General features: G+C 65.5%; 20 protein-coding genes. 11 read left to right on the plus strand and 9 right to left on the minus strand.

Features of this window, described 5'->3' with window-relative positions; genetic code table 11:
- Nucleotides 1–25: 25 nt before the first annotated feature.
- The gene (gene ilvD, locus CH249_RS08290; protein ID WP_094646125.1) at nucleotides 26–1,741 is read right to left on the minus strand and encodes a dihydroxy-acid dehydratase; all 1,716 of its coding nucleotides are present in this window, start codon (nucleotides 1,739–1,741) and stop codon (nucleotides 26–28) included.
- A gap of 258 nt (nucleotides 1,742–1,999) precedes the next feature.
- Here ilvD and CH249_RS08295 point away from each other — a divergent pair, with 258 nt between their 5' ends.
- From CH249_RS08295 to CH249_RS08315, 5 genes are all read left to right on the plus strand, one after another.
- Entirely contained in the window at nucleotides 2,000–3,022 is a 1,023-nt protein-coding gene (locus CH249_RS08295) for a nitroreductase family protein (protein WP_094646420.1), read from the plus strand.
- Between the two features lie 146 nt (nucleotides 3,023–3,168).
- Nucleotides 3,169–4,050 (plus strand): universal stress protein, encoded by an 882-nt coding sequence (locus CH249_RS08300; RefSeq protein WP_179273084.1) that lies wholly within the window; start codon nucleotides 3,169–3,171, stop codon nucleotides 4,048–4,050.
- On the plus strand, nucleotides 4,047–4,895 hold the full coding sequence (locus CH249_RS08305; RefSeq protein ID WP_094682049.1) for a hypothetical protein: 849 nt from the start codon (nucleotides 4,047–4,049) through the stop codon (nucleotides 4,893–4,895). The genes CH249_RS08300 and CH249_RS08305 overlap by 4 nt, the downstream gene beginning before the upstream one ends.
- Nucleotides 4,896–4,994: 99 nt before the next feature.
- Nucleotides 4,995–5,609 carry a hypothetical protein gene (locus tag CH249_RS08310; protein ID WP_094646122.1) on the plus strand — a complete coding sequence of 205 codons (615 nt, stop codon included), beginning with the start codon at nucleotides 4,995–4,997 and terminating at the stop codon, nucleotides 5,607–5,609.
- A gap of 115 nt (nucleotides 5,610–5,724) precedes the next feature.
- On the plus strand, nucleotides 5,725–6,603 hold the full coding sequence (locus CH249_RS08315) for a universal stress protein (RefSeq protein WP_094629182.1): 879 nt from the start codon (nucleotides 5,725–5,727) through the stop codon (nucleotides 6,601–6,603).
- Nucleotides 6,604–6,617: 14 nt separating this feature from the next.
- Here CH249_RS08315 and CH249_RS08320 read toward each other — a convergent pair whose 3' ends face one another.
- Both CH249_RS08320 and CH249_RS08325 read right to left on the minus strand, forming a co-directional pair.
- Nucleotides 6,618–8,054: an MFS transporter gene (locus CH249_RS08320; RefSeq protein WP_094646120.1), complete on the minus strand. Its 1,437-nt coding sequence runs from the start codon at nucleotides 8,052–8,054 to the stop codon at nucleotides 6,618–6,620.
- Nucleotides 8,051–8,650: a hypothetical protein gene (locus tag CH249_RS08325; RefSeq protein WP_094629184.1), complete on the minus strand. Its 600-nt coding sequence runs from the start codon at nucleotides 8,648–8,650 to the stop codon at nucleotides 8,051–8,053. Before CH249_RS08325 ends, CH249_RS08320 begins: the two co-directional genes overlap by 4 nt.
- Nucleotides 8,651–8,754: 104 nt before the next feature.
- On the opposite strand from CH249_RS08325, the gene CH249_RS08330 reads away from it, so the two are divergent.
- Nucleotides 8,755–9,804 (plus strand): ATP-dependent DNA ligase, encoded by a 1,050-nt coding sequence (locus CH249_RS08330; protein ID WP_094629237.1) that lies wholly within the window; start codon nucleotides 8,755–8,757, stop codon nucleotides 9,802–9,804.
- Between the two features lie 2 nt (nucleotides 9,805–9,806).
- On the plus strand, nucleotides 9,807–10,892 hold the full coding sequence (locus CH249_RS08335) for a DNA polymerase domain-containing protein (protein WP_094646119.1): 1,086 nt from the start codon (nucleotides 9,807–9,809) through the stop codon (nucleotides 10,890–10,892).
- A 16-nt stretch (nucleotides 10,893–10,908) separates the two neighbouring features.
- Here CH249_RS08335 and CH249_RS08340 read toward each other — a convergent pair whose 3' ends face one another.
- Nucleotides 10,909–11,295, minus strand: coding sequence for an SdpI family protein (locus CH249_RS08340; RefSeq protein WP_179272824.1), 387 nt, complete (start codon nucleotides 11,293–11,295; stop codon nucleotides 10,909–10,911).
- A 94-nt stretch (nucleotides 11,296–11,389) separates the two neighbouring features.
- On the minus strand, nucleotides 11,390–13,246 hold the full coding sequence (nhaA, locus tag CH249_RS08345) for a Na+/H+ antiporter NhaA (RefSeq protein ID WP_094646117.1): 1,857 nt from the start codon (nucleotides 13,244–13,246) through the stop codon (nucleotides 11,390–11,392).
- 222 nt (nucleotides 13,247–13,468) lie between these two features.
- Between nhaA and CH249_RS08350 the strand changes: the two genes are divergently transcribed.
- Both CH249_RS08350 and CH249_RS08355 read left to right on the plus strand, forming a co-directional pair.
- Nucleotides 13,469–14,494 carry a putative zinc-binding metallopeptidase gene (locus CH249_RS08350; RefSeq protein ID WP_032396748.1) on the plus strand — a complete coding sequence of 342 codons (1,026 nt, stop codon included), beginning with the start codon at nucleotides 13,469–13,471 and terminating at the stop codon, nucleotides 14,492–14,494.
- A 98-nt stretch (nucleotides 14,495–14,592) separates the two neighbouring features.
- Nucleotides 14,593–15,330: a GAF and ANTAR domain-containing protein gene (locus tag CH249_RS08355; RefSeq protein ID WP_094682048.1), complete on the plus strand. Its 738-nt coding sequence runs from the start codon at nucleotides 14,593–14,595 to the stop codon at nucleotides 15,328–15,330.
- 6 nt (nucleotides 15,331–15,336) lie between these two features.
- On the opposite strand, the gene CH249_RS08360 is transcribed toward CH249_RS08355, so the two are convergent.
- Genes CH249_RS08360 through CH249_RS08375 form a run of 4 tightly spaced genes read right to left on the minus strand, consistent with a single transcriptional unit; the run spans nucleotide 15,337 to nucleotide 18,435 of the window.
- A complete protein-coding gene (locus tag CH249_RS08360; protein ID WP_094646116.1) occupies nucleotides 15,337–15,984 on the minus strand; it encodes an SAM-dependent methyltransferase in 648 nt (215 codons plus the stop codon).
- Nucleotides 15,981–16,730, minus strand: coding sequence for a PIG-L deacetylase family protein (locus CH249_RS08365; protein WP_179273085.1), 750 nt, complete (start codon nucleotides 16,728–16,730; stop codon nucleotides 15,981–15,983). Before CH249_RS08365 ends, CH249_RS08360 begins: the two co-directional genes overlap by 4 nt.
- Nucleotides 16,724–17,719: an acyl-CoA dehydrogenase family protein gene (locus CH249_RS08370; protein WP_094682047.1), complete on the minus strand. Its 996-nt coding sequence runs from the start codon at nucleotides 17,717–17,719 to the stop codon at nucleotides 16,724–16,726. The genes CH249_RS08365 and CH249_RS08370 overlap by 7 nt, the downstream gene beginning before the upstream one ends.
- Nucleotides 17,716–18,435: a glycosyltransferase family 2 protein gene (locus CH249_RS08375; protein WP_254923873.1), complete on the minus strand. Its 720-nt coding sequence runs from the start codon at nucleotides 18,433–18,435 to the stop codon at nucleotides 17,716–17,718. The genes CH249_RS08370 and CH249_RS08375 overlap by 4 nt, the downstream gene beginning before the upstream one ends.
- A 295-nt stretch (nucleotides 18,436–18,730) precedes the next feature.
- Between CH249_RS08375 and CH249_RS08380 the strand changes: the two genes are divergently transcribed.
- A complete protein-coding gene (locus tag CH249_RS08380) occupies nucleotides 18,731–19,639 on the plus strand; it encodes a L,D-transpeptidase (protein ID WP_094682046.1) in 909 nt (302 codons plus the stop codon).
- Nucleotides 19,640–19,772: 133 nt separating this feature from the next.
- A complete protein-coding gene (locus CH249_RS08385; RefSeq protein WP_176459206.1) occupies nucleotides 19,773–20,705 on the plus strand; it encodes a carbohydrate ABC transporter permease in 933 nt (310 codons plus the stop codon).
- The last annotated feature ends 25 nt before the right edge of the window (nucleotides 20,706–20,730 follow it).

A 20,730-nucleotide genomic window follows, 5' to 3' on the forward strand; every position in this document is an offset into this window, starting at 1 on the left:
CGAATGGGGCGGGGCAGGGGGTCGGCTAGATCAGCACCGCACCGTTCGATGCCGAACCCACCAGCTTGGAGTACTTGGCCAGTACTCCTCGGGTGTAGCGGGGCGGCAGTGGTGCCCAGCCCTGTGCGCGGGTGTCCAATTCGGCTGCGTCGACGAGCAGGTCGAGGGTGCCCTTGCCCACGTCGAGTCGGATCTGGTCACCGTCGCGGACGAAGGCGATGGGACCGCCGTCGACTGCCTCTGGTGCCACGTGTCCGACGCACAGGCCCGTGGTGCCGCCGGAGAATCGGCCGTCGGTGAGCAGCAGGACGTCCTTGCCGAGTCCGGCGCCCTTGATGGCTCCGGTGATCGCGAGCATCTCGCGCATCCCCGGCCCACCCTTGGGTCCCTCGTAGCGGATGACCACGACGTCGCCCGCTGCGATGGTGCCGTCTTCGAGGGCGTCCATGGCCGCGCGTTCACGCTCGAAAACTCGTGCGGTGCCGACGAAGACGTCGGAGTCGAAGCCTGCGGACTTGACCACGGCCCCGCCGGGGGCGAGCGAGCCCTCGAGGATGGTGATGCCGCCGGTCGGGTGGATCGGCTTGTCAAGTGCGCGCAGTACCTTGCCGTCGGGGTCCGGGGGTGCGATGTGAGCGAGGTTCTGTGCCACGGTCTTTCCGGTGACCGTCATGCAGTCGCCGTGCATCAGGCCGGCGTCGAGCAGAGCCTTCATGACCACCGGAACTCCGCCGATCGCGTCGACGTCGGTCATGACGTGCTTGCCGAAGGGCTTGACGTCGGCCAGGTGCGGCACCTTTGCGCCGACTCGGGTGAAGTCGGCGAGGGTCAGGTCCACCTGGGCTTCGTGCGCGATGGCGAGCAGGTGCAGCACCGCGTTGGTCGAGCCGCCGAATGCCATGACGACGGCGATGGCGTTCTCGAAGGCTTCCTTGGTGAGGATGTCGCTGGTGCGGATGCCGCGTCGCAGCAGATCGACGACGGCCTCGCCGCTGGCGTGTGCGAATCCGTCGCGTCGGCGATCGGGAGCGGGGGGAGATGCGCTGCCGGGCAACGACATTCCCATCGCTTCGGCTGCGCTGGCCATCGTGTTGGCAGTGTACATTCCGCCGCAGGCACCTTCTCCGGGGCAGATGGCGCGTTCGATGGTGTCGACGTCGGCGCGCGACATCAATCCGCGTGAACAGGCACCGACGGCCTCGAAGGCGTCGATGATCGTCACCTGGTGCTCGCTGCCGTCGGACAGGGTCGCGAAACCGGGCAATGTGGAGCCGGCGTAGAGGAATACGCTCGCCAGATCCAGACGTGCTGCGGCCATGAGCATTCCGGGCAGCGACTTGTCGCAACCGGCGAGCAGAACGGAACCGTCGAGACGTTCTGCGCTGATGACGGTTTCGACGCTGTCGGCGATCACCTCACGTGAGACCAACGAGAAGTGCATGCCCTCGTGACCCATCGAGATGCCGTCGGACACCGAAATGGTGCCGAATTCCAGCGGGTAGCCGCCTGCGGCGTGGACGCCCTTCTTGACGGCCTTCGCCAGACGTTCGAGCGAGAGGTTGCACGGGGTGATCTCGTTCCACGAGGACGCGACACCGATCTGGGACTTGCCCCAGTCTTCGTCGCCCATTCCGACGGCGCGGAGCATGCCGCGGGCGGCGGTCTTCTCCAGTCCATCGGTGACGTCGCGGCTGCGCGGCTTGACGTCGATGCCTTCGTGGGGATTCTGCGGGGTCGTCATGACACTCCTGAGCGGTCGGCGAAAAATAATTCCTCGGTCGCGTCCCGGAGGTTCCGCTCCTGAGGTCGCATTCACCGTCAACCCTAAACCCGCGGGTTCGGCGCATCACGAACAGTGGTGGCCGAGGTGAGTCCTCGGCGGGATTTCTTCACCGCAAGTCCCCTCCACACAGTGACCAACGGCCCTGTCGTGCACTGCCAACGCGGGTCGACAGTGGTGGGCAGCCATCACCGTGCGGTGGGAGGTCGAGGAGAGACGATGAACGATCAGCCGGATTCTGCCGTGGTGGAGATGTTGGTGGAGCTTGCGTGCCGCGCTCCGTCGGTGCACAACAGTCAACCGTGGAGGTGGGTGTACTCCGAACACGGACTCGACCTGTTCACCGATCGGTCCCGACTGCTCGGGGCGATAGACCCGACCGAGCGGCAGATGGTGCTCAGCTGTGGGGCAGCGCTCGACCATCTGTGCACTGCAGCCGCTGCCTTTCGGTGGACGGCCGACGTCGAACCGATGCCGACGGCCGGTGCGCCGGACCATCTCGCTCGTATTCGATTGACCCACGACGCGCACCCTCGATCGCACGAGTTCGACCTGTTGGCTGCGATCAATCGCCGCCACTCGGATCGCCGGGCGTTCGGTCCGGTGCCGGACAACCGAATTCCCGCGCGCTACGTCGGTCACGGCGACGGAACCGACGACATCCGAACGACGTTCCTGTCCGCCGAGGCCAAGGAGACGCTGGCCACGGCGTCGAGGCTCAGCGCTAGCGTACGAAAGTACGACGCGACGTATCAGGCCGAGATCCGGTGGTGGGCCGGGCACTCGTTCCGATCGGGAGGAATTCCGCCGGAGGCTCTCACCGATCGTGCGGAGTCCTCCAGGGTGCAGGTGGGCCGAGCCTTTCCCGAACCACGCCGAGTCGGCAGAACGGAAACACGAGAGCCGGCGGCGGACGAGTCGACGGTGGTGATTCTCGGTACCGCGTCCGATGAACGCCTCGACTGGTTGCAGTGCGGGCGGGCCTTGTCCGCCTTCCTGCTGGCCGCAACCGCCGATGGTCTTGCGACCTGTCCTCTCACACATATGACCGAGCAGTCGGGCAGTCGACGCCTGGTCAAGTCCTTGGCCGCCGGACAGGGTGCGCCGCAGGTGCTGATTCGGATCGGTGCACCGGCGGTCGGCTCGCCTCTCGCCCCGACCCCGCGACGAGCGGTGTCGTCGGTGCTGTCGGTAGCTGCCCGCAGTACGGCAGGGGGCTCGCGCCGAACCACGTCCCTGTGACCGGGTATCACGCGTCGGACCGGTGACCAAAGGCTCTGTGGCGCGGCCGCTGTCGAGCTGTCCAATAGCAAGCGAGCATCCGAGAACGGATGACCGTCGACGGGCCCGGCCGTGTGGTCCGTCCGGACCGAGGACAGGAGATGGCCATGGTTCTGGAACACCATCAGAAAATCGTCGTGGGCGTGGATGGTTCGCCGAGCAGCATCTGCGCTGCACACTGGGCGGCATCCCTCGCCGAGCGGTTGAAGGCACCGCTGCACATCGCCGGGGCGGTGCAGCATCCCGCGTTCTACCTGGGCGAGTCCGCATCGGTCGTTCCCCTCGACATCTGGGACGAACAGCGTCGGGCGGCAGAACGCATCGTCACCGACGTTGCTGCCGCAGTGCTGGCCCGGCATCCACACAGCGCCGTGACCACCTCCGTGGAGGAAATGCCGGCGTGCTCGATGATGGTCGAACTCTCTCGCACCGCGCGCATGCTCGTCGTCGGCAATTCCGGTTCCGGGCCGATCGTGTCGGCGCTGTTCGGGAGCACAGCACAGCGGACATCGACCACGGCGTGGTGCCCGGTGATCGTGTGGCGCGAGGGAATCGACGCCGTCGACGCACCGATCCTCGTCGGCATCGACGGCAGTGCGACGAGTGAAGCCGCGGTCGAGCAGGCATTCGATCTGGCCTCGCGGTTCGACGTGCCGATGATTGCGGCACATGCCTGGAGCTCGTTGTCCCAGGGTGCCGCCTTGTCTCTGCCAGGATCGCCCGACGACATCGAGATCGAGCGCGAACAGCAGCTGTTGCTGTCCGAGTGCCTCGCCGGGTGGAGCGAGAAGTATCCGGATGTCACCGTGGAACATGTCGTACAGCAGGGCAATCCGGCACACCTGCTGATAGAGCAGTCCAAGCGGGCCGGAATCGTGGTGGTCGGCAGCCACGGGCGAGGAATCGTCGCCAGTGCCCTGTTCGGATCGACCAGCAGCAACCTCACCCGGCATGCACACTGCCCGGTGATGATCTGCAGGGACCGATGACCAACCGTACGGTGCCGAATCGACTGCGCCGCAAGGAAGAACGCCGGCGCGTTCTCGACGCGAGCACCGCGGACCGGCTCGCACGCAGCGCGACGCGGGCTCGGTTGATCGGCCACGATCACTTCGGCCCCACCGTCGACGTCGTGCCCTGCATCTGGATCGGGAGTCGGGTGTACTTCTACGCCGAGGGGCGGTCGCAGTTGGGTCGTAGCATGCTCGACTCGTCGGTCGTGCTGGAGTTCGACGCCGAGAATCCGGATCGCGCAACAGTCTCCACCGTCGTTGTGCACGGAATCGCGCGTCCCGTCCTGGATGTGCGAAGAGATGTCCTCGAACAGGCTCTGCCGCGGCCGCATTCGGAGGAACCGCCGATGCACCGCCTGGTCGGAGTGGTTCCTACGTCGGTCTCGGGCGTCGAACTGACATGCCCCGGCCGCACCACCCATCCGACACCGAACCATGCACCGCGGAGGACCACGACGATGAACGACGACGAGGCAGCAGAGATGTCGGGGGCGGTGGTGCTGGGGTCCGAGTCCATCACGGTCGACATCCCGGCGGACACGGGACCGAGAGTCTTTCCGGTGACCACGGCCGCGATCGGGGGCGCGGTCCATGCGGTGATGATCGCGGAGTACGGACCGATCGGTGGAGTCTCACCGGACGGGCATGTTCTCGCAACGGCCGTGCTCGACCGATGGCCGAATGCACGAGTGTTCGAGCGGCGCAGTACCGGTGACCGCGGTGCCGACCCGCGTGGCTACGAGTGCTTCTACGTCGAACTGGACTCGAGCGGCCGCCGATCCGATGCCGATCTCGAAGCGGTGTCCGCCCTCTTCCGCTGAGCGAACTTCGACCCCGAGAACTCCAGTTCGTGACCTTGTGCCCTGTTGCCCCCTCGTCCGCGGCGAAACACTCGAAGGACACACGATTCGGGAGAGTGGGTGGTTGCGGTGTTCGGCTACGACTTCGCTCGCTGGTGGCGCCTGGCACCGTGGAGCACCAATCCTCTGATGCGGGGCCGTGATCGGACTGCGGCTCTCGCTTTCGCGTGCGCGATGGCGGTGATTCTGGGACTCGTCCCCTTCGCCGCGCTGCTCGGATCGCTCACCTACGCCGATCTCGATGCCGCGGCGGCCCGAACGAGCGCCACCACCCAGCAGATCGATGCCCTGGTGACGAGTGAACCCACGCTGCGATCGGAAGACGGTGCCGTCTTCGACCACACCGAGTACTACGCGACCGTCGCCTGGGAATGGCCACCGGGACAGCGGCACAGCGACGAGGTTCGCCTTCCGGACGAAGCCGAACAGGGTGCCACAGTGTCGGTGCGAGTCGATACCGAGGGCAGGTGGGTTGCGGAGCCGTCGTCCGCGACGTCGAATGTCCTGTTGGGAATTGTTGCAGCCGTTGGCTTCTGGGTGGCATGCACGGTCGTTGTCCTCACCTGTCTTCAGGCGACGCGGTACTTCGACCGGCGCGCCAGAATGCGCCAGTGGGACCGCGACTGGCTGAAGTTCGAGACCGAACGTGGTCGAACCAAGGGGGATTCGGCATGAGGGACCTCGGCCACTTCGATGATGGACCGAGTGCTCTGACTGTGGGCGCGGTTGCAGATCTACGTTCGATTCGATTCGACTGCAAAGACAGTCGACCACGAGACGAGGAAGAATCATGAGCAATTCCACCGACCGCATGCTTCCCATCCTGGTGGGCATCGACGGCTCCAGTGAGGCCGATTCCGCGGCGCAGTGGGCGGCGACCTATGCGGCGAAGGTGCGCGCACCCCTGCGTTTGGTTCATGCAGTCCCCGAGGGGGATTGGTACGGATCGGCGGCATTCGTCGACGGCGGTGCGCTGGAGAGGGACCTGCGCACGATCGGACGCAAACATCTCGCCCGCGCTGCGGCCGCGATCCACGAGGCCGCACCCGAGGTGTCCGTCGATTCCGTCACCGCCGATGGAACCATCGCCTCGTACGTCTCGGATGCAGGCGCGGAACTGGTCGTGCTGGGATCGAGAAAGTCGAGCGCACTGAGGGACCTCACTCTCGGCAGCAACACGCTTCGAGCCGTGACGCATGCGCAGTGCCCGGTGCTGCTCGTGCGCAACGCCGTCGACAGCGTCGACCCCGCTCGTCCGATCGTGGTGGGGGTCGACGGAAGTGAGCAGTCGGATCGGGCGCTCGGTGCCGCGCTCGAGATCGCCCACACCCTCGGAATGCCGGTCGTCGCGGTGAACTATTGGGGATTCGCGGCTCAGGCAGGTCTCGGAACCGGATTCGAGGACGTCGATTGGGCGAATATTCGCGCACACGAGAAGCATTGGCTCGAAACGCATGTGGAGACCATGCACGAGAAGTATCCGGATGTTGCGCTGAGCACTGTGAGCGCGCAGTCGAGTCCGACGCGTGGTTTGCGGGCGATGTCCGCGTCGGCGTCGATGCTCGTGGTGGGCTGCCGAGGCCGGGGTGCTGTCCTCGGAACGATTCTGGGATCGGTCAGTCAGAATCTCGTCCACCACGCCGATTGCTCGGTGCTGATCGTGCGATGACCCAGCGCGATGAGTCACGCGGTCCGACGCGAGGCAGGTGGTGGTGAGCCGATGTCGCAGTGCGGTGGGCAGTTCGACGCCTCGTCGCCGGTGCCGCGGATGAGTACCGCCGCGATGACCGCACCGATCACCAGCAGTCCGGCGCATATCAGCATTGCGGTGTGGAAGCCGTCCGAGAACGTCTCCGGGGCAGAGTAATCAGACCCTGCGATACCGGCGAGCGCAGGCAGTGCGGCCACGGCGAGCAGTTGACTGGTGCGGGCCACGGCATTGTTGACTCCCGACGCGATTCCGGCGCGATCGGTGGACACCGCGCCCAGAACCGCTCCGGTCAGTGGGGCCACCAGAGCGGACAATCCGAGTCCGAAGACGACAACCGCGGGCAGAATGTCTGTGGCATAGGTGGATCCGGGCCCGATGCGGAGCATGAGCACCAACCCCAGTGCTGCCAGCAGTGGTCCCACGGTCATCGGAATACGCGGTCCTATGCGTCCGGCGATGCGCCCCGCGCGGGCGGACAGCGCCAGCATGAGAGCGGTGATCGGTAGCGTGGCCACTCCGGCCGCTATGGGCGAGTAACCCACGGCGAACTGCAGCTGCAGCACCAGAAGGAAGAACACTCCGCCCAGGGCCGCGTAGACGGCGAACGTCACGAGATTGGCCGCCAGAAACACTCGCGATGCGAACAGCGACGGCGGGACCAGTGGATCGTGTGAGCGTCGCTCGATCACGACGAACACAGCGACGGCCGCGACGCCGAGAAGCACTGCCGGAACCTGTGATTCGATCAGCCCGTAGGTCAGCAGCCCCAATGCTGCCGCCACCGCCACCGCGCCCGGTACGTCGAGCCGACCGGCCGCATGCGGATCTCGGCTTTCCGGAACATGTTTCGCCGCCACCCAGACCACCACGACGGCGAGCGGGATGTTGATCAGGAACACCGAACGCCACCCGACGGCGTCGACCAACCAGCCCCCGAGCAACGGACCGACCGCCGACGCGACGCCGCCCAGCCCCGACCACAGACCGATTGCAGCTCCGCGATCCTCGGCCTTGATGGAGGCCGATATCAGCGCGAGCGAACCCGGCGTCAGCAAGGCCGCACCGACGCCCTGAAGTAGTCGCGCCGCGATCAGCACCTCGATACTCGGAGCCAGCCCGCACAGCACCGATGCGGCCGCGAACCAGACGGTGCCCCAGACGAACACCCGCCTGCGCCCCAGTCGGTCACCGAGGGAGCCGCCCAACAAGATCAGCGAGGCCAGGGCCAGGGTGTAGCCGCTCAGAGTCCACTGCAGACCGGTGACGCCTGCACCGAGGTCGCGGCCGATAGCAGGCAACGCGATATTGACCACGGTGGCGTCGAGCATCGCCAGAGCCGAACCGAGCACCGTGGCTGCGACGATCCAGCGGCCCCTCGCGCTCGAGAGTGTGATGCCCTCAGCGGTCACAACCGTTCGACGCAGACGACGAAGTTGCGTGAGTCCTTCTCGAATCCGTACAGCGCCGGGTCGGGGCAGTCGTCGACGGACGAGGTGCCCTGCAGGATGGTCACGACGCGGCGGGTGTCGGCACCGGGGGTGGCGCAGTCGATCCGCTGAGCGAATTCACCGACGAGGTCCATGCATCCGCCGACCTGCCAGTCGATGTCGAGGCACAGAGCTCCCTGTTCGATGTCGAAGTAGGTCTCGTAGTAGTACTGATCGGCGTCCTCGGGGCATTCGGCCGAGGTGGGCGTCTTGGCGAAGACGACGTAGTTGGACTCCGCAGACCCGCAGGTCGCGTTGGCGATGGCCGCCTCGTCGACGGTGCCGCCCAGGTTGACGCACTCGCCGATCTCCACGTCGATGTCGACACTGCCGCCGTCGTCGATGTCGGTGGTCGGTGGTGTGGTGGGAGGGTTGGTGGTCGTGGTGGCGGGAATGGTGGCACCGGAGATGGCGACGGCGGTACCGGACACCTCGGAGGCGCACCCGCCGAGTATCAGGGCCGCGCACGACGACAGCGCGAGAACGAGAGCGCGGACCGAACGGTTGGATGACGTCATGGTGAGTCCTGCCCTCGTAGGTTCGAGCGTGCCGTGTCCGTCGACCGTGCTCGTGTAGAAAATATCCGACTCGCTTGTCGGCTGCATGAGGCAGGATGAACTGCGTGGATCTTCCTCTTGCCGTGCCGGTCGCGCCGATGCTCGCCAAAGCCGCGAAAGTGGTGCCCGCCCAGCCCGAAGACGGGCCTGCGGTGTGGTCGTACGAGCCGAAATGGGACGGGTTTCGCGCCATCGTCTTCCGTGACGGTGACGAGGTGGTGCTCGGGTCACGCGGGGGAAAGGACCTGGCCCGCTACTTCCCGGAGTTGGTGGCGGCGATCAAGGCCGAGCTACCCGAGAAGATCGTCGTCGACGGCGAGATCGTCGTACCGCGCGAGAAGAACGGTTCCACGCGCCTCGACTGGGAGTCGCTGTCCGAACGGATTCATCCCGCAGCGAGTCGGGTGACGATGCTCGCGGAGAAGACTCCGGCGCAGTTCATCGGCTTCGATCTGTTGGCCGTCGGCGACGAGGATCTGACGGCCGAGCCGTTCTCGACCCGCCGCGCGAGATTGCTCGACGCGGTGGGAACGGGTGGCCCGAGTTGTTTCGTCACCTCCGCCACCGATGATGCGGCCGTGGCCGAGGACTGGTTCGAGCGTTTCGAAGGTGCCGGGCTCGACGGTGTGGTGGCCAAGAAACTCGACGGGATCTATCTGCCGAACAAGCGCGAGATGATCAAGATCAAGCATGCGCGTACCGCGGACTGCGTGTTGATCGGCTATCGAATCCACAAGTCCGGCAACGGTATCGGATCCTTGCTACTCGGTCTCTACGATGGCGACGATCTGCGGATGATCGGCGGTGCGTCGGCGTTCACCGACAAGCGCCGGTTGGAACTGCTCGAAGAACTCGAACCGCTCCGACTCGGTGACGACGTCACGTACGACGGTGAGGCGACCCGCTGGAATTCGTCCAACGACCGCAACTGGATTCCGGTGCGCATCGAGCGGGTCATCGAGGTGGCCTACGACCAGATGGAAGGGGCGCGGCTGCGGCACGTGGCCAGGTTCCTACGCTGGCGGCCCGATCGTGATCCACGCTCGTGTGCCTACGACCAGCTCGAGGTTCCGGTGCGCTACGACGTTGCCGACGTGATTGCCGGGGGACGATAGACATGGCCGCGAAAACGCCTCCCGCGTTCGTGCAGGTCGGCGAGCGCGAAGTACGAGTGTCGAGCCCCGATCGCGTGATCTACGAGGCGACCGAACGTACTCCGGAGATCACCAAACTGCAGGTGTGCGAGTACTTCGCGGCCGTCGGGGAGCCGCTGATGCGGGTGATCGGAGATCGCCCCACCGCGATGGAACGGTGGCCCGACGGCTATCGCGAGGGCATGCGGTTGGCGCTCGGCCCCCAGGACAAGGAGGGCGACGGCTTCTATCAGAAGCGGTTGCCCAAGGGCGCTCCCGAGTGGATAGAGACGGTGAAGATCGCGTTCCCCAGCAAGCGCACCGCCGAGGAACTGTGTCCGTCCGAACCCGCGTCGCTGGTGTGGGCGGCGCAGATGGGTACGTTGACGTTTCATCCGTGGCCGGTCCGTCGACCGGACGTCGACCATCCCGACGAGTTGCGTCTCGATCTCGATCCGCAACCGGGTACCACGTTCTCGGACGCGTTGCGAGTAGCCGATGTGACGCGAGAGCTGTTGGAGGAGTTGGGCTTACGGGGATATCCGAAGACGAGCGGGAATCGGGGTATCCACATCTACGTTCGCATCGAGCCGCAATACACCTTCGAGCAGGTGCGTCACGCGGCCATCGGTCTGGGTCGAGAACTCGAACGGCGCGACGACGGGGTGACCACCAACTGGTGGAAAGAGGAACGCGGAGAACGCATCTTCATCGACTACAACCAGAACAACCGCGACCGAACCATCGCCAGCGCCTGGAGTCTGCGGGCTCGACCGGGCGCGACGGTGAGCACTCCGATGGCGTGGTCACAGTTGGCCGACGTCACCGATCCACGTGAATACAACCTCGTGACGGTGCCGGAGCTTGTTCGGGACGGCGACCCGTGGGCCGATATGGACGAGCAGGCCTACTCCCTCGAACCTCTTCTGCACCTGTGGGAAACCCTGCCCGGCGGAGAGCTGAACTTCCCGCCCGATTACCCCAAGATGCCCGGAGAACCGCCACGAGTGCAGCCCTCGAAAAAGGTTGCCGAGCACTGGGATGCGGAGGGGAATCGCACGGACAGCTGATCCTCGAGCAGGTCGATCACACCGTGCCCACGTGTCGTTTCGCTTCGCGGTCGGCTTTGATGCCGCTCGTCGTGAGAATGACGGCTCCGCCGAGTGCCAGGACCACCGAGAGCGTCAGCATGGTCGTGGCGGGGACCGAGCCCAAGACCAGTAGCCCTGCGATCGACACCGCTGATGCGAGGCAATGGGCGGCACCTGCCATCATGTACGCATACGCGGCTCGATGGCCGGCGACCCAGGCTTTCTTGCTGGACTTGGTTGCCCGCGTCTTGATGCCGATCAGCGAATTGGGTTCTTGCTCCGGGTCTTTGGTCGCCAATGCGGTCACCCATACCGTCAGCGACAGCACGAACAGTGTCAGTGCGATCGCTCCCGTTACCGCGCGCGCGGATTCTGCGTCCACGGTCGATCCCCCCACCTCGGTGCTGTACGCCTCACTGCAGCATACCGGCCGGTCGGCTTCGGTGGAGTGAGAATTTCTTCCACCCTGCCCACGATCACATGGATTCGAGCTCCCGGATCAACGTCGCCGCATCGTACGGTCCGATATGCCGGGTGAGATTCTTGTCGCCGCGTCCCAGGTAGAACGTCGGGGTGCCGTCGACGTCCGAGGAGGTGGCGTCGAGTTCGTCGTCCTCGACGCGTACCACGTAGTCGCCGGTACGGATGTCGTCCTCGAATCTGTCCATGTCCAGGCCGAGTTCACGTGCGTAGCCGTCGATGTCGTCGGGCTCGAGTGCGTCGCTGTTACGGAACAACACGTCGGCCATCTCCCAGAACTTGCCCTGCGCGGCTGCGGCCTCGCTGGCGTACGCCGCGTAGCGAGCGTGTGGGTGATAGTCGTCGAGCGGCAGGTGCCGGTAGACGTATCGAAGGTCGTCGCCGAAGTGCTTGCGTACCTCGGCGACACTGCCGGTTGCCTTGCTGCAGAACGGGCATTCGAAATCCGCGTACTCCACGATGGTCAGTGGTGCATCCACCGGGCCGCGGATGTGATCGCGCCTGGCGTCGACCGGACGCAGAATGCGAAGGGATGCTTCGGCCTTCGGAGGATGAATCTTCTCGTCGATCCGGAAGAGGACCCAGCCGAGCAGTGCGGCGATCACCGAGGCCACCAACACGCCGACCCGTGCTTCGTCGGCCAGCAACGGGTCGTCGAGCGCGAGATCGATGATGAACAACGAGATCGTGAATCCGATTCCGGACATCGCGGCACCGCCTGCGATGTGGGAGAGCGTCAGTCCTGGAGCCAAGGACGACGGTCTCAACTTCGCGAAAACAGCAGATGCAGCGGTGATTCCGACGAGCTTGCCGAGAACGAGACCGGCGATGATGCCCCAGGTGAGCGTCGAGGTCGACGCGGCTTTCAGAGTGTCCGAGCTCAGCACGACTCCGGCGTTGGCGAGCGCGAAGATCGGCACGATGATGAAGGCCGTGTACGGCTGGTAGAGCCGCATGAGACGTTCGTTGACCGACACCGCGCGATCGAGTCCGAGACGGGCGGCTCGGGCGTATTCGGGATTGGGCGACTGCCGGAACGCGCGTGTCAGATCCGCCGCGCGTTCCACCTCGGTGCGGCGCGGCGGATAGACCGGAAGAATCAACGCGATCATCACTCCCGCGAGGGTGGGGTGAACTCCGGACTCGTACATCGCAACCCAGGTGAACAGTGCAACGACGAAGTACCCGACGCCGCGCCACACCTCGAGCCGACGCAGTAGGAAGATCAGCGCCAGACCGACGAACGCCAGCACCAACGGCACCACGTCGAGGTTGTCGGTGTAGAAGAAGGCGATGATCGCCAGCGCGCCCACATCGTCCGCGACAGCGAGCGTGAGCAGGAAGATGCGCAACCGAGCGGCCTTCTTCGGGCCGAGGACGGCGAGTGCCCCGAGGAGGAACGCGGTGTCGGTGGAGATCACGACGCCCCATGCCTGGGCGGCGGGCCCGGACGGATTGAAGGCGAGAAACAGCAACGCCGGCGCGGCCAGACCGGCAACCGCCGCGACGATTGGGATGGCGGCACGAGATCGGTCGGTGAGCTCACCCATCGCGAACTCACGCTTGACCTCGAGCCCGACGACGAAGAAGAACAACGCCATGAGCCCGTCGTTGACCCAGTGGGCGAGGTCGAGGGAGATGCCGTGCTCGCCGACGGTGACGGAGAGTTCGGTGTGCCAGAACGACTGGTAGGTCTCGCCGAAGGGTGAGTTGGCCCAGATCAGCGCGATCAGTGTCGCTGCGAGCAGGAAGCCCGCCGCCAGGGTTTCGCTGTTCTTCTCGCCGCGGGCCCGCGAGATCCGTTCGGCGAAACGTGCCATGGGCCGATTCGTCGGCGTGATCTGATCTGCCATCTGCGGCCCGCATCCTCTCGAAGAGTGTTGTGAAGCAGTCTGTACCAACGTGTGGGTCGACGGTTTGCTTCCTTGCAGGTGACAGCCCGCAGAGTAACGTTATTGCGCTGTCGAACTCGCCGCACGGCGAGGGAGATGTGCACAACATATTCGATGAAGGGCATTAGTCCGTCCGGAAACGGGAATACGAGCCCGACTCACCCCTGCCACGAAGGAACATCCATGCGTGATTTCATCTGCCGCAAATGCGGACAGAAGCTGTCGTTCGAGAACTCACTGTGTCTGAGCTGCTCGAGCGCGCTCGGCTTCCATCTGCCGAGCAGAGCTCTGCTGGTGCTCCCCGACAAGGCCGACGACGGTGTCGCAGAGGCCGAGGTGGACGGCACCACGTGGAAGATGTGCGCCAACCTCAACACGGCGCGCTGCAACTGGCTCGTCGACACCGACGACAGCGACGATCTCTGCGTGTCGTGCCGGCTCACGCGTACTCGCCCCGCCGACGACGACGTCGACGCGATGGCCGCCTACGCGGATGCCGAGACCAACAAGCGTCGAGTCGTACTCGAACTGACCGAATTGGGCCTGCCCATCGTCGGCCGGGACGAGGACGACACGACGGGACTGACGTTCGATCTGCTCTCGAGCGCGAACCAGCAGGTGATGACCGGCCACGACAACGGTCTGATCACCCTCGACCTCGCCGAGGGCGACGACGTGCACCGCGAACAGTTGCGTGTGGCGATGTCCGAGCCGTATCGCACCCTGGTCGGACACTTCCGTCACGAGATCGGCCACTACTACCAGATGGTGCTGGTCGGCAACGGTGAGCACCGCGCGGCGTTCGAGGAGCTCTTCGGCGATCCGGATTCCGATTACCAGGCCGCACTCGATCGCCACTACAGCGAGGGTGCGCCGGCCAACTGGGAGGACGATTACGTCTCCTCCTACGCCACCATGCACCCCGCCGAGGACTGGGCCGAAACGTTCGCGCACTATCTCCACATCCGTGACACGCTCGACACGGCTGCAGCCTTCGGTATGGCCCCGGCCGGTTCGACGCTGGAGAGCCCGCTGCCGGGTGACGTCGGTTTCGATCAGATCATCGAGTGGTGGCTGCCGTTGTCGTGGGCACTGAACCAGATCAACCGGTCGATGGGCCACCAGGACCTCTACCCGTTCGTGCTGCCTGCGACCGTCGTGAAGAAGATCGGATTCGTCCACTCGCTGATCGCCCCCAGCACACTCTGATGCCGGGCTAACGGTCCTCCCGGATTTGCAACCGGGGCGTATCCTGTGGTGTCGGCACTTCGCCGATACCGGGACGCGCCCCGGCGCAGCAGGACGAGGTGACCGCCATCAGCGAGCAGACACTGGACTCGACCGCCCAACCGCGCGTCACGGACTTCGAGCTCAGCCGACGACTGGCCGAGGTCGCCGAGAGACTACGTCGGCAGCACTCCGATCCCGATCGGGTCCTGGCCACGATCACCGAGGCGGCGGTGGCCAACATCCCGTCCGCCGAATTCGCGTCCATCACGACGGTGTTGCAGGGCAAGTTCGTGCACAGTGCGGCCCTCGTCGGCGAGGTGGCGGGCCACTGCGACAAGATCCAGGAGCAGCTGGGCGAAGGTCCCTGCCTCGAATCGGCGATCGAACAGACCACCATCAGGATCGACGACATGGACAGCGATTCTCGCTGGCCACAGTTCACCGTCGCCGCCTCGGCGCTGGGTGTCAAGAGCATGATCTGCTTCCAGCTCTACGTCGAGGGCTTCAACTTCGGCGCGTTGAACCTCCACTCCACCCGAACGAACGCCTTCTCGGCCGAGGCCGAATCGATCGGTTCGCTGTTCGCTGCGCACGCGGCCATCGCGTTCTCCACCGCGCGTGAAGAACAGCAGATCCGGGCGGCATTGACGAGCCGAGACCTGATCGGTCAGGCCAAGGGCATGCTGATGGAGCGCTACAACCTGAACTCGCAGGCAGCTTTCGCTTTGTTGGCCAAGCTCTCGCAAGACACCAACGTCAAGCTCGCCGACCTCGCCGCGCAGCTGGTCGCCGACGCGGCCGAATCGTCCGACTGAGTCGATTCACCGCACGTCGAGGCCGTCGGTGCTCGCGACCGACACGGCCGGGCTGTCCGAGGCGACGAAGACCTCGATCCGGACGTCCTCGTCCAGATAGCGACTCAGTAGTGCCAATCCCGGTGTGGCGGCGATGATCTCGTGAACGCGGTCACCCGAGATCGGGTAGTCGTCCACGTCGTGACGCCAGTGTGCAGCCACCAGGGTGCCCTCGGCTTCGAGGTGCTCGACGACGCGCGTCATCGCCGACGACAGGTCGTCGGCGTCGAGGTAGTACCCGACCTCGCTGATGACGACGAGATCGAACGTCGCCTCGGGTGTGGGCAGGGTCGACCAGTCGTCGGACAGCGACCACAGCGCGAATTCGACTGCAGCAGTGTCACCTACGCGCCTCCGTGCCGAATCGAGGGCGCTGTGCACCACATCGGTCGAGACCACGTGATCGCACCGGATCGCCAACTGTTCGGTGAGCACCCCGATGGAGCAGCCGGGTTCGAGCGCGCGCCGATACTGCGGTTTCGGCAGCGAGGCCATGGTCAGCGCGTATTTGCGACGCTCGTACCACTTGCTGTCGAGCATGAACGGATCGTCCTTGTCCGCATAGACGGTGCGGAAGTACTCGGCACCGAGGCTTGTTCGAGAACCCTCGCTCACGCGAACACCACCTCGAACGGTCGCCGGTACCGAGCCAATATGTGCGGCGGCAACACCGCTCGGTCCGCAGGGTGATCGGACAGTGGGCGGATCTGCGAATCGAACTGCTCGATCGACGCTCGTTTGGCGTCGAGGGTGTGCGGCGGCAGGTCGATGCGGCGTCCACGTGTCCACGGCACGGCAGGATGATTCGGAGTTGCCCAGTGCCACATCCAGATCGGGTACTCCACCACCGGTATCCCGACGGTGTTCGCCGCGGTGAGACAGGCCCGCGCGGTGGCTTCGTGGTCGGGATGGCCGTCCCCGCGCCACGGCGTCAGACACCAGGTGCCGGGGGTGGCGTCGAGCAGCGGCATCAGCGCATCGGCCACCGCGCTCTCGTGGTTCTCGACGTCACCGTCTCCGATCTGCAGACGGATCGGGGAGTGGTCGATCCCCAATTCGGCCAACGCGCGCTCGGACTCGGCGGGGCGACGCGCACGCAGATCCTCTGCCGTGACGGTGGGGGAACCGGGATGAGAGCCGTCGCCGTCGGTCACGGCGACCACCCGAACATCGACGCCCGATGCCGCAGCCAGAGAGAGCAGGCCGCCGACGCCGAGCACCTCGTCGTCCGGGTGCGGGGCGACGACGACCATGGTGAGGACGTCCTTCCACTGCAGGCCGGGAATGGACCAGTCGGCCGACATCCAGTCCGATTCGGCTGTGCCGACATCGGTTTCGGCATCGAATGCGTTCTCTACCAAGGGTTGTCCTCCTCTGCGATGTCGTGCCCGAGGGCTTCCAGGTCGCGCTCGGCGTGACTCTGCCGCAGGTAGACGGTGAGATCTGCGACGCGTCGGGCGTGTTGGGAATCGCTGCACAGCGGGCCTGCACCGAGAGCGCGCCCGACGCGGTCGATGCACTGAGTTGCCGCATCCTCGACCACAGCCCGCACGATGCGGGCCCGGGTTCGGGCGCGACCGGATCGGTCGAACGGATCGGCATCCACCTCCGCTGCGGCGGTGGTCAGTGCGCTCGACGCCGCTCCGAGTGCGGCCGCGATGGCACCGAGATGTGCAGTACGGTGCGGATCGGGTCTGTCGCGGACGGCAGCATGAAGCGTGTCCGCCACCGCGCATGCGCTCCCGAACCAGGCTGCCGACACCCCGATCGCCCCGTGCCAGAAGCCCGGTCGTGTGAGGTAGTCGGTCGGGCCGCCGACCGCAACGGCAGGGACACTGTCGAAGGCGACCGAGCCGGAATCGCTCTCGCTCATCCCCACTGCATGCCACGTGTTCGGTACCGGAGTTGCGCCCGGGTGCGTCAGGTCGACGGCGAACAGCCGAGGACTGCCCTGCACGCGTGCAGTCACGAGCGCATGGGTACACAATGACGCGCCCGAGCACCACGGTTTCGTCCCGGTGAGAACCCAGCCCGAATCACCGGGCACCGCTTCGAGAATCGGAGCAGGCGGTTCCGCAGCCCACACTCCCCAGATCTGCCCACGCTGTGGCGTCGGGCCGTCGAGTTCGTGCAGGATCGCGATCGCGTCGGTATGCGCTTCGGACCACCGGCCCAGCACCGTGTTGTGCCGACTCAGGGCGGCGAGCGATTGCCAGCGCAGATCGGTGTACCCCGAGCCGGGCAGCGCGAGGTCGAGACGACCGTCCGCCTCGAACGCCAAGAACGCGGCGCGCAGCCCGGTGTCGACGTCGGCTCGGTCGGTGGATTCGAGAAAACCGGTCTCGCTCATGCGGTGGCCTCCAGGGCACGTAGGAATCCGGCCATGCCGTCGGGCGCTCGGCCGCGCAGCCGACCCGACGTCGTGACCGGAATGTCGCACACCCGACGGCACTCGAAGCCGCCGAGCTCGAGGCGTCGGACCAGATCGTGGTCCTCGCCGGTGGTAAGAGGTGCAAATCCGCCGATGGAGAGATACTCCGCCGCTCGGACGCCGAGGTTGGCACCGTGCACGTGTGGGTGGCCGAACTCGTTTCGATAGTGCGCGTCGTACGACGACCGCAACCCGAGGTTCTCCTCGATGTGACCCTCGAAATCGACTGCCACCGTTCCGGCCACTGCCCGAGCGCCGTCGGCGGCGTGTCGGAGATGGCCGAGCAGCCAGTCCTCACCCACCCGGGTGTCGGCATCGGTGGTGGCGAACCACGTCGATGCGCTGTGTTCGGGGCCGTGCGTCGCGAATCCGGCAGCTCTGGCCGCGCCGACGTTGCGGTGTGCCACCTCGAGAGCCGACACGGACGGGTGACGTGCCGCGATGCGCGCAGAGTCGTCGGTGCACGCATCGAGCACGACGATCGTCGAGACGGACACCGAGGCCACATCGCGGACTCGGCGTTGTGCTCGTACCAGGGCGGTCAGGCAGGCGTCGAGCAGATCCTGCTCGTTGTGCGCGGGTACGACGACGACGATGTGGGTGACGGGGGTGCGGGGGAAAGCATCGGAGATCACGGTCCACCCTTTACGGACACCGGACGAAGAAGAGTCCGTTTCGGAAACCGCCGGTGTCTGGACGGGATGTGCTCCCATCGCACATACCCGTTCCCCGGCTGCCGACACATCCGCCGCAGCCTGGTGAGACGGCTCCGGGACCGGTTGCGAGAAGATACCCGTACCGGTGGTTTCTTTCGTCCGTTTCGGGGATATCCGATTAGCAAATGTCGGGGCGGTATGTGTTAATGGGCGTTGCCCCGCGGCAGCACAGTTCGCGGGTGTCGCGACGCAGCACGAAGGATGGTCGGGTTACATGGCATCACCGGTTCGCACACGCAGATTCGCCCGTATCGGCGCGATCGTTGCAGGTACAGCCCTTGCCACGTCCGCCGCATTCGGCTCGGCACAGGCCGCGCCACTGTGGCCGGGCGGCCCGGACGTCTCCATCCCCGGGATGCCGGGATCGTCGGATCCGGCTGCACCCGCGCCGCAGCAGCTCACCCCGCAGCTCGCGCCCGCGAACTTCTCCGATCCGAGCATCAGCCCCTCGGGCGGCGAGGTCGTCGGAGTCGCGCAGCCCATCGCCATCCGCTTCGACGAGGCGATCGGCGATCGTGACGCGGCGCTGCGCGCCATCCGCGTCACCTCCAACCCGTCCGTACCCGGGCACTTCTACTGGATCAACGACACCCAGGTCCGGTGGCTGCCCAACGAGTTCTACCCGGCGCACACCCAGGTGACCGTCGAGGCGGGCGGAGCGAAGGCCGAATTCTCCACCGGCGACTCCATCATCACCACGGCCGACGACAACACCAAGCAGATCACCGTCACCCGCAACGGCGAGGTGGTCCGCACCATGCCCACCTCGATGGGCAAGGTCGGGCACGAGACCCCCAACGGCACCTACATCGTCGGCGAACGATTCCGCGACATGTACATGGACTCGTCCACCTACGGCGTCCCCGTGGACTCCGAGGAGGGCTACCGCACCTACGTCGAGTACGCGACGCGCATCTCCTACAGCGGCATCTTCGTGCACGCTGCTCCGTGGTCGGAGTCGCAGCAGGGCTACTCCAACGCCTCGCACGGCTGCCTCAACGTCAGCACCGAAGACGGCAAATGGTTCTTCGAGAACGCCCAGAAGGGCGACCCGGTCATCGTCGTCAACACCGACGGCGGCACCCTCAGCGGATCCGACGGTCTCGGAGACTGGAACCGCTAGAGCGGCTTCGCCGCATGTGCACGGAACTTCGTAGCCCACTACGAAGTTCCGCTCACATAGGTTGGTCTGTACGACGGTGAGCGTTGGGGCTCAGTTCACCATTCGTTAGCCGCGACTGAGCACAGTCCTCGCGGTGAGTGCAACAACCGAACGAGTGCTGCCCACGGCACGCGAGAAGCGATTCTTCTCCCGGCCGTGGACCGATTACGCACTGTTCCTGATTCTCGTGGGCCCCAATCTGGTTCTGCTGGGCGTGTTCACGTATCGGCCGCTGGTGGAGAACTTCCAGTTCTCGTTCTTCGACTGGAACCTGTCCTCGCCCACGTCCACGTTCGTCGGATTCGACAACTACCGCGAGTGGGCCTCCCGCGAGGACACCTGGCAGATCGTCGGCAACACCGTCGTGTTCACGGTCGCCGCGGTGGTGGGTTCACTGGTTCTCGGTCTGGTGCTGGCGCTGCTGCTCGATCGAAAGCTCAGGGGCCGCAACTTCGTTCGCTCCGCCGTGTTCGCTCCGTACGTCATCTCGGGTGCAGCGATCGGTATCGCATTCCAGTTCGTCTTCGACCCCAACTTCGGGCTCGTCCAGGATCTGATGCGACGCTTCGGCCTCGGTACCGTCCCGGACTTCTATCAGGACCCGAAGTGGGCGATGGTCATGATCACCGTGACGTACCTGTGGAAGAACCTGGGCTACACCTTCGTCATCTACCTCGCGGCTCTGCAGGGTGTGCGCAAGGAACTGATGGAAGCGGCCGAGATCGATCAAGCGAGCCGCTGGACCACGTTCCGCAAAGTGCTTCTGCCGCAACTGCGCCCGACGACGTTCTTTCTGTCGATCACGGTGCTGCTCAACTCGCTCCAGGTCTTCGACATCATCAACGTCATGACGCGCGGTGGCCCGCTGGGCACCGGCACCACCACGATGGTCTACCAGGTCTACGAGGAGACGTTCCGCAACTTCCGGGCCGGCTACGGTGCCACGGTCGCGACGATCCTGTTCCTCGTCCTGCTGATCGTCACCCTCGTGCAGGTACGAATCATGGATCGAGACGATCAACGATGACAGTGACGAACAGGCCTCGGACGGC

Source organism: Rhodococcus sp. 05-2255-3B1, assembly GCF_002258545.1.
Taxonomy (GTDB): domain Bacteria; phylum Actinomycetota; class Actinomycetes; order Mycobacteriales; family Mycobacteriaceae; genus Rhodococcoides.

Bases quoted from the DNA above. Each gene is read 5' to 3' on its own strand.
- CH249_RS08295 (WP_094646420.1), top strand. From the start codon at position 2,000: ATGAACGATCAGCCGGATTCTGCCGTGGTGGAGATGTTGGTGGAGCTT.
- nhaA (WP_094646117.1), bottom strand. From the start codon at position 13,246: ATGGCAGATCAGATCACGCCGACGAATCGGCCCATGGCACGTTTCGCC.
- CH249_RS08350 (WP_032396748.1), top strand. From the start codon at position 13,469: ATGCGTGATTTCATCTGCCGCAAATGCGGACAGAAGCTGTCGTTCGAG.
- ilvD (WP_094646125.1), bottom strand. From the start codon at position 1,741: ATGACGACCCCGCAGAATCCCCACGAAGGCATCGACGTCAAGCCGCGC.
- CH249_RS08315 (WP_094629182.1), top strand. From the start codon at position 5,725: ATGAGCAATTCCACCGACCGCATGCTTCCCATCCTGGTGGGCATCGAC.
- CH249_RS08370 (WP_094682047.1), bottom strand. From the start codon at position 17,719: ATGAGCGAGACCGGTTTTCTCGAATCCACCGACCGAGCCGACGTCGAC.
- CH249_RS08300 (WP_179273084.1), top strand. From the start codon at position 3,169: ATGGTTCTGGAACACCATCAGAAAATCGTCGTGGGCGTGGATGGTTCG.
- CH249_RS08380 (WP_094682046.1), top strand. From the start codon at position 18,731: ATGGCATCACCGGTTCGCACACGCAGATTCGCCCGTATCGGCGCGATC.
- CH249_RS08325 (WP_094629184.1), bottom strand. From the start codon at position 8,650: ATGACGTCATCCAACCGTTCGGTCCGCGCTCTCGTTCTCGCGCTGTCG.
- CH249_RS08335 (WP_094646119.1), top strand. From the start codon at position 9,807: ATGGCCGCGAAAACGCCTCCCGCGTTCGTGCAGGTCGGCGAGCGCGAA.
- CH249_RS08305 (WP_094682049.1), top strand. From the start codon at position 4,047: ATGACCAACCGTACGGTGCCGAATCGACTGCGCCGCAAGGAAGAACGC.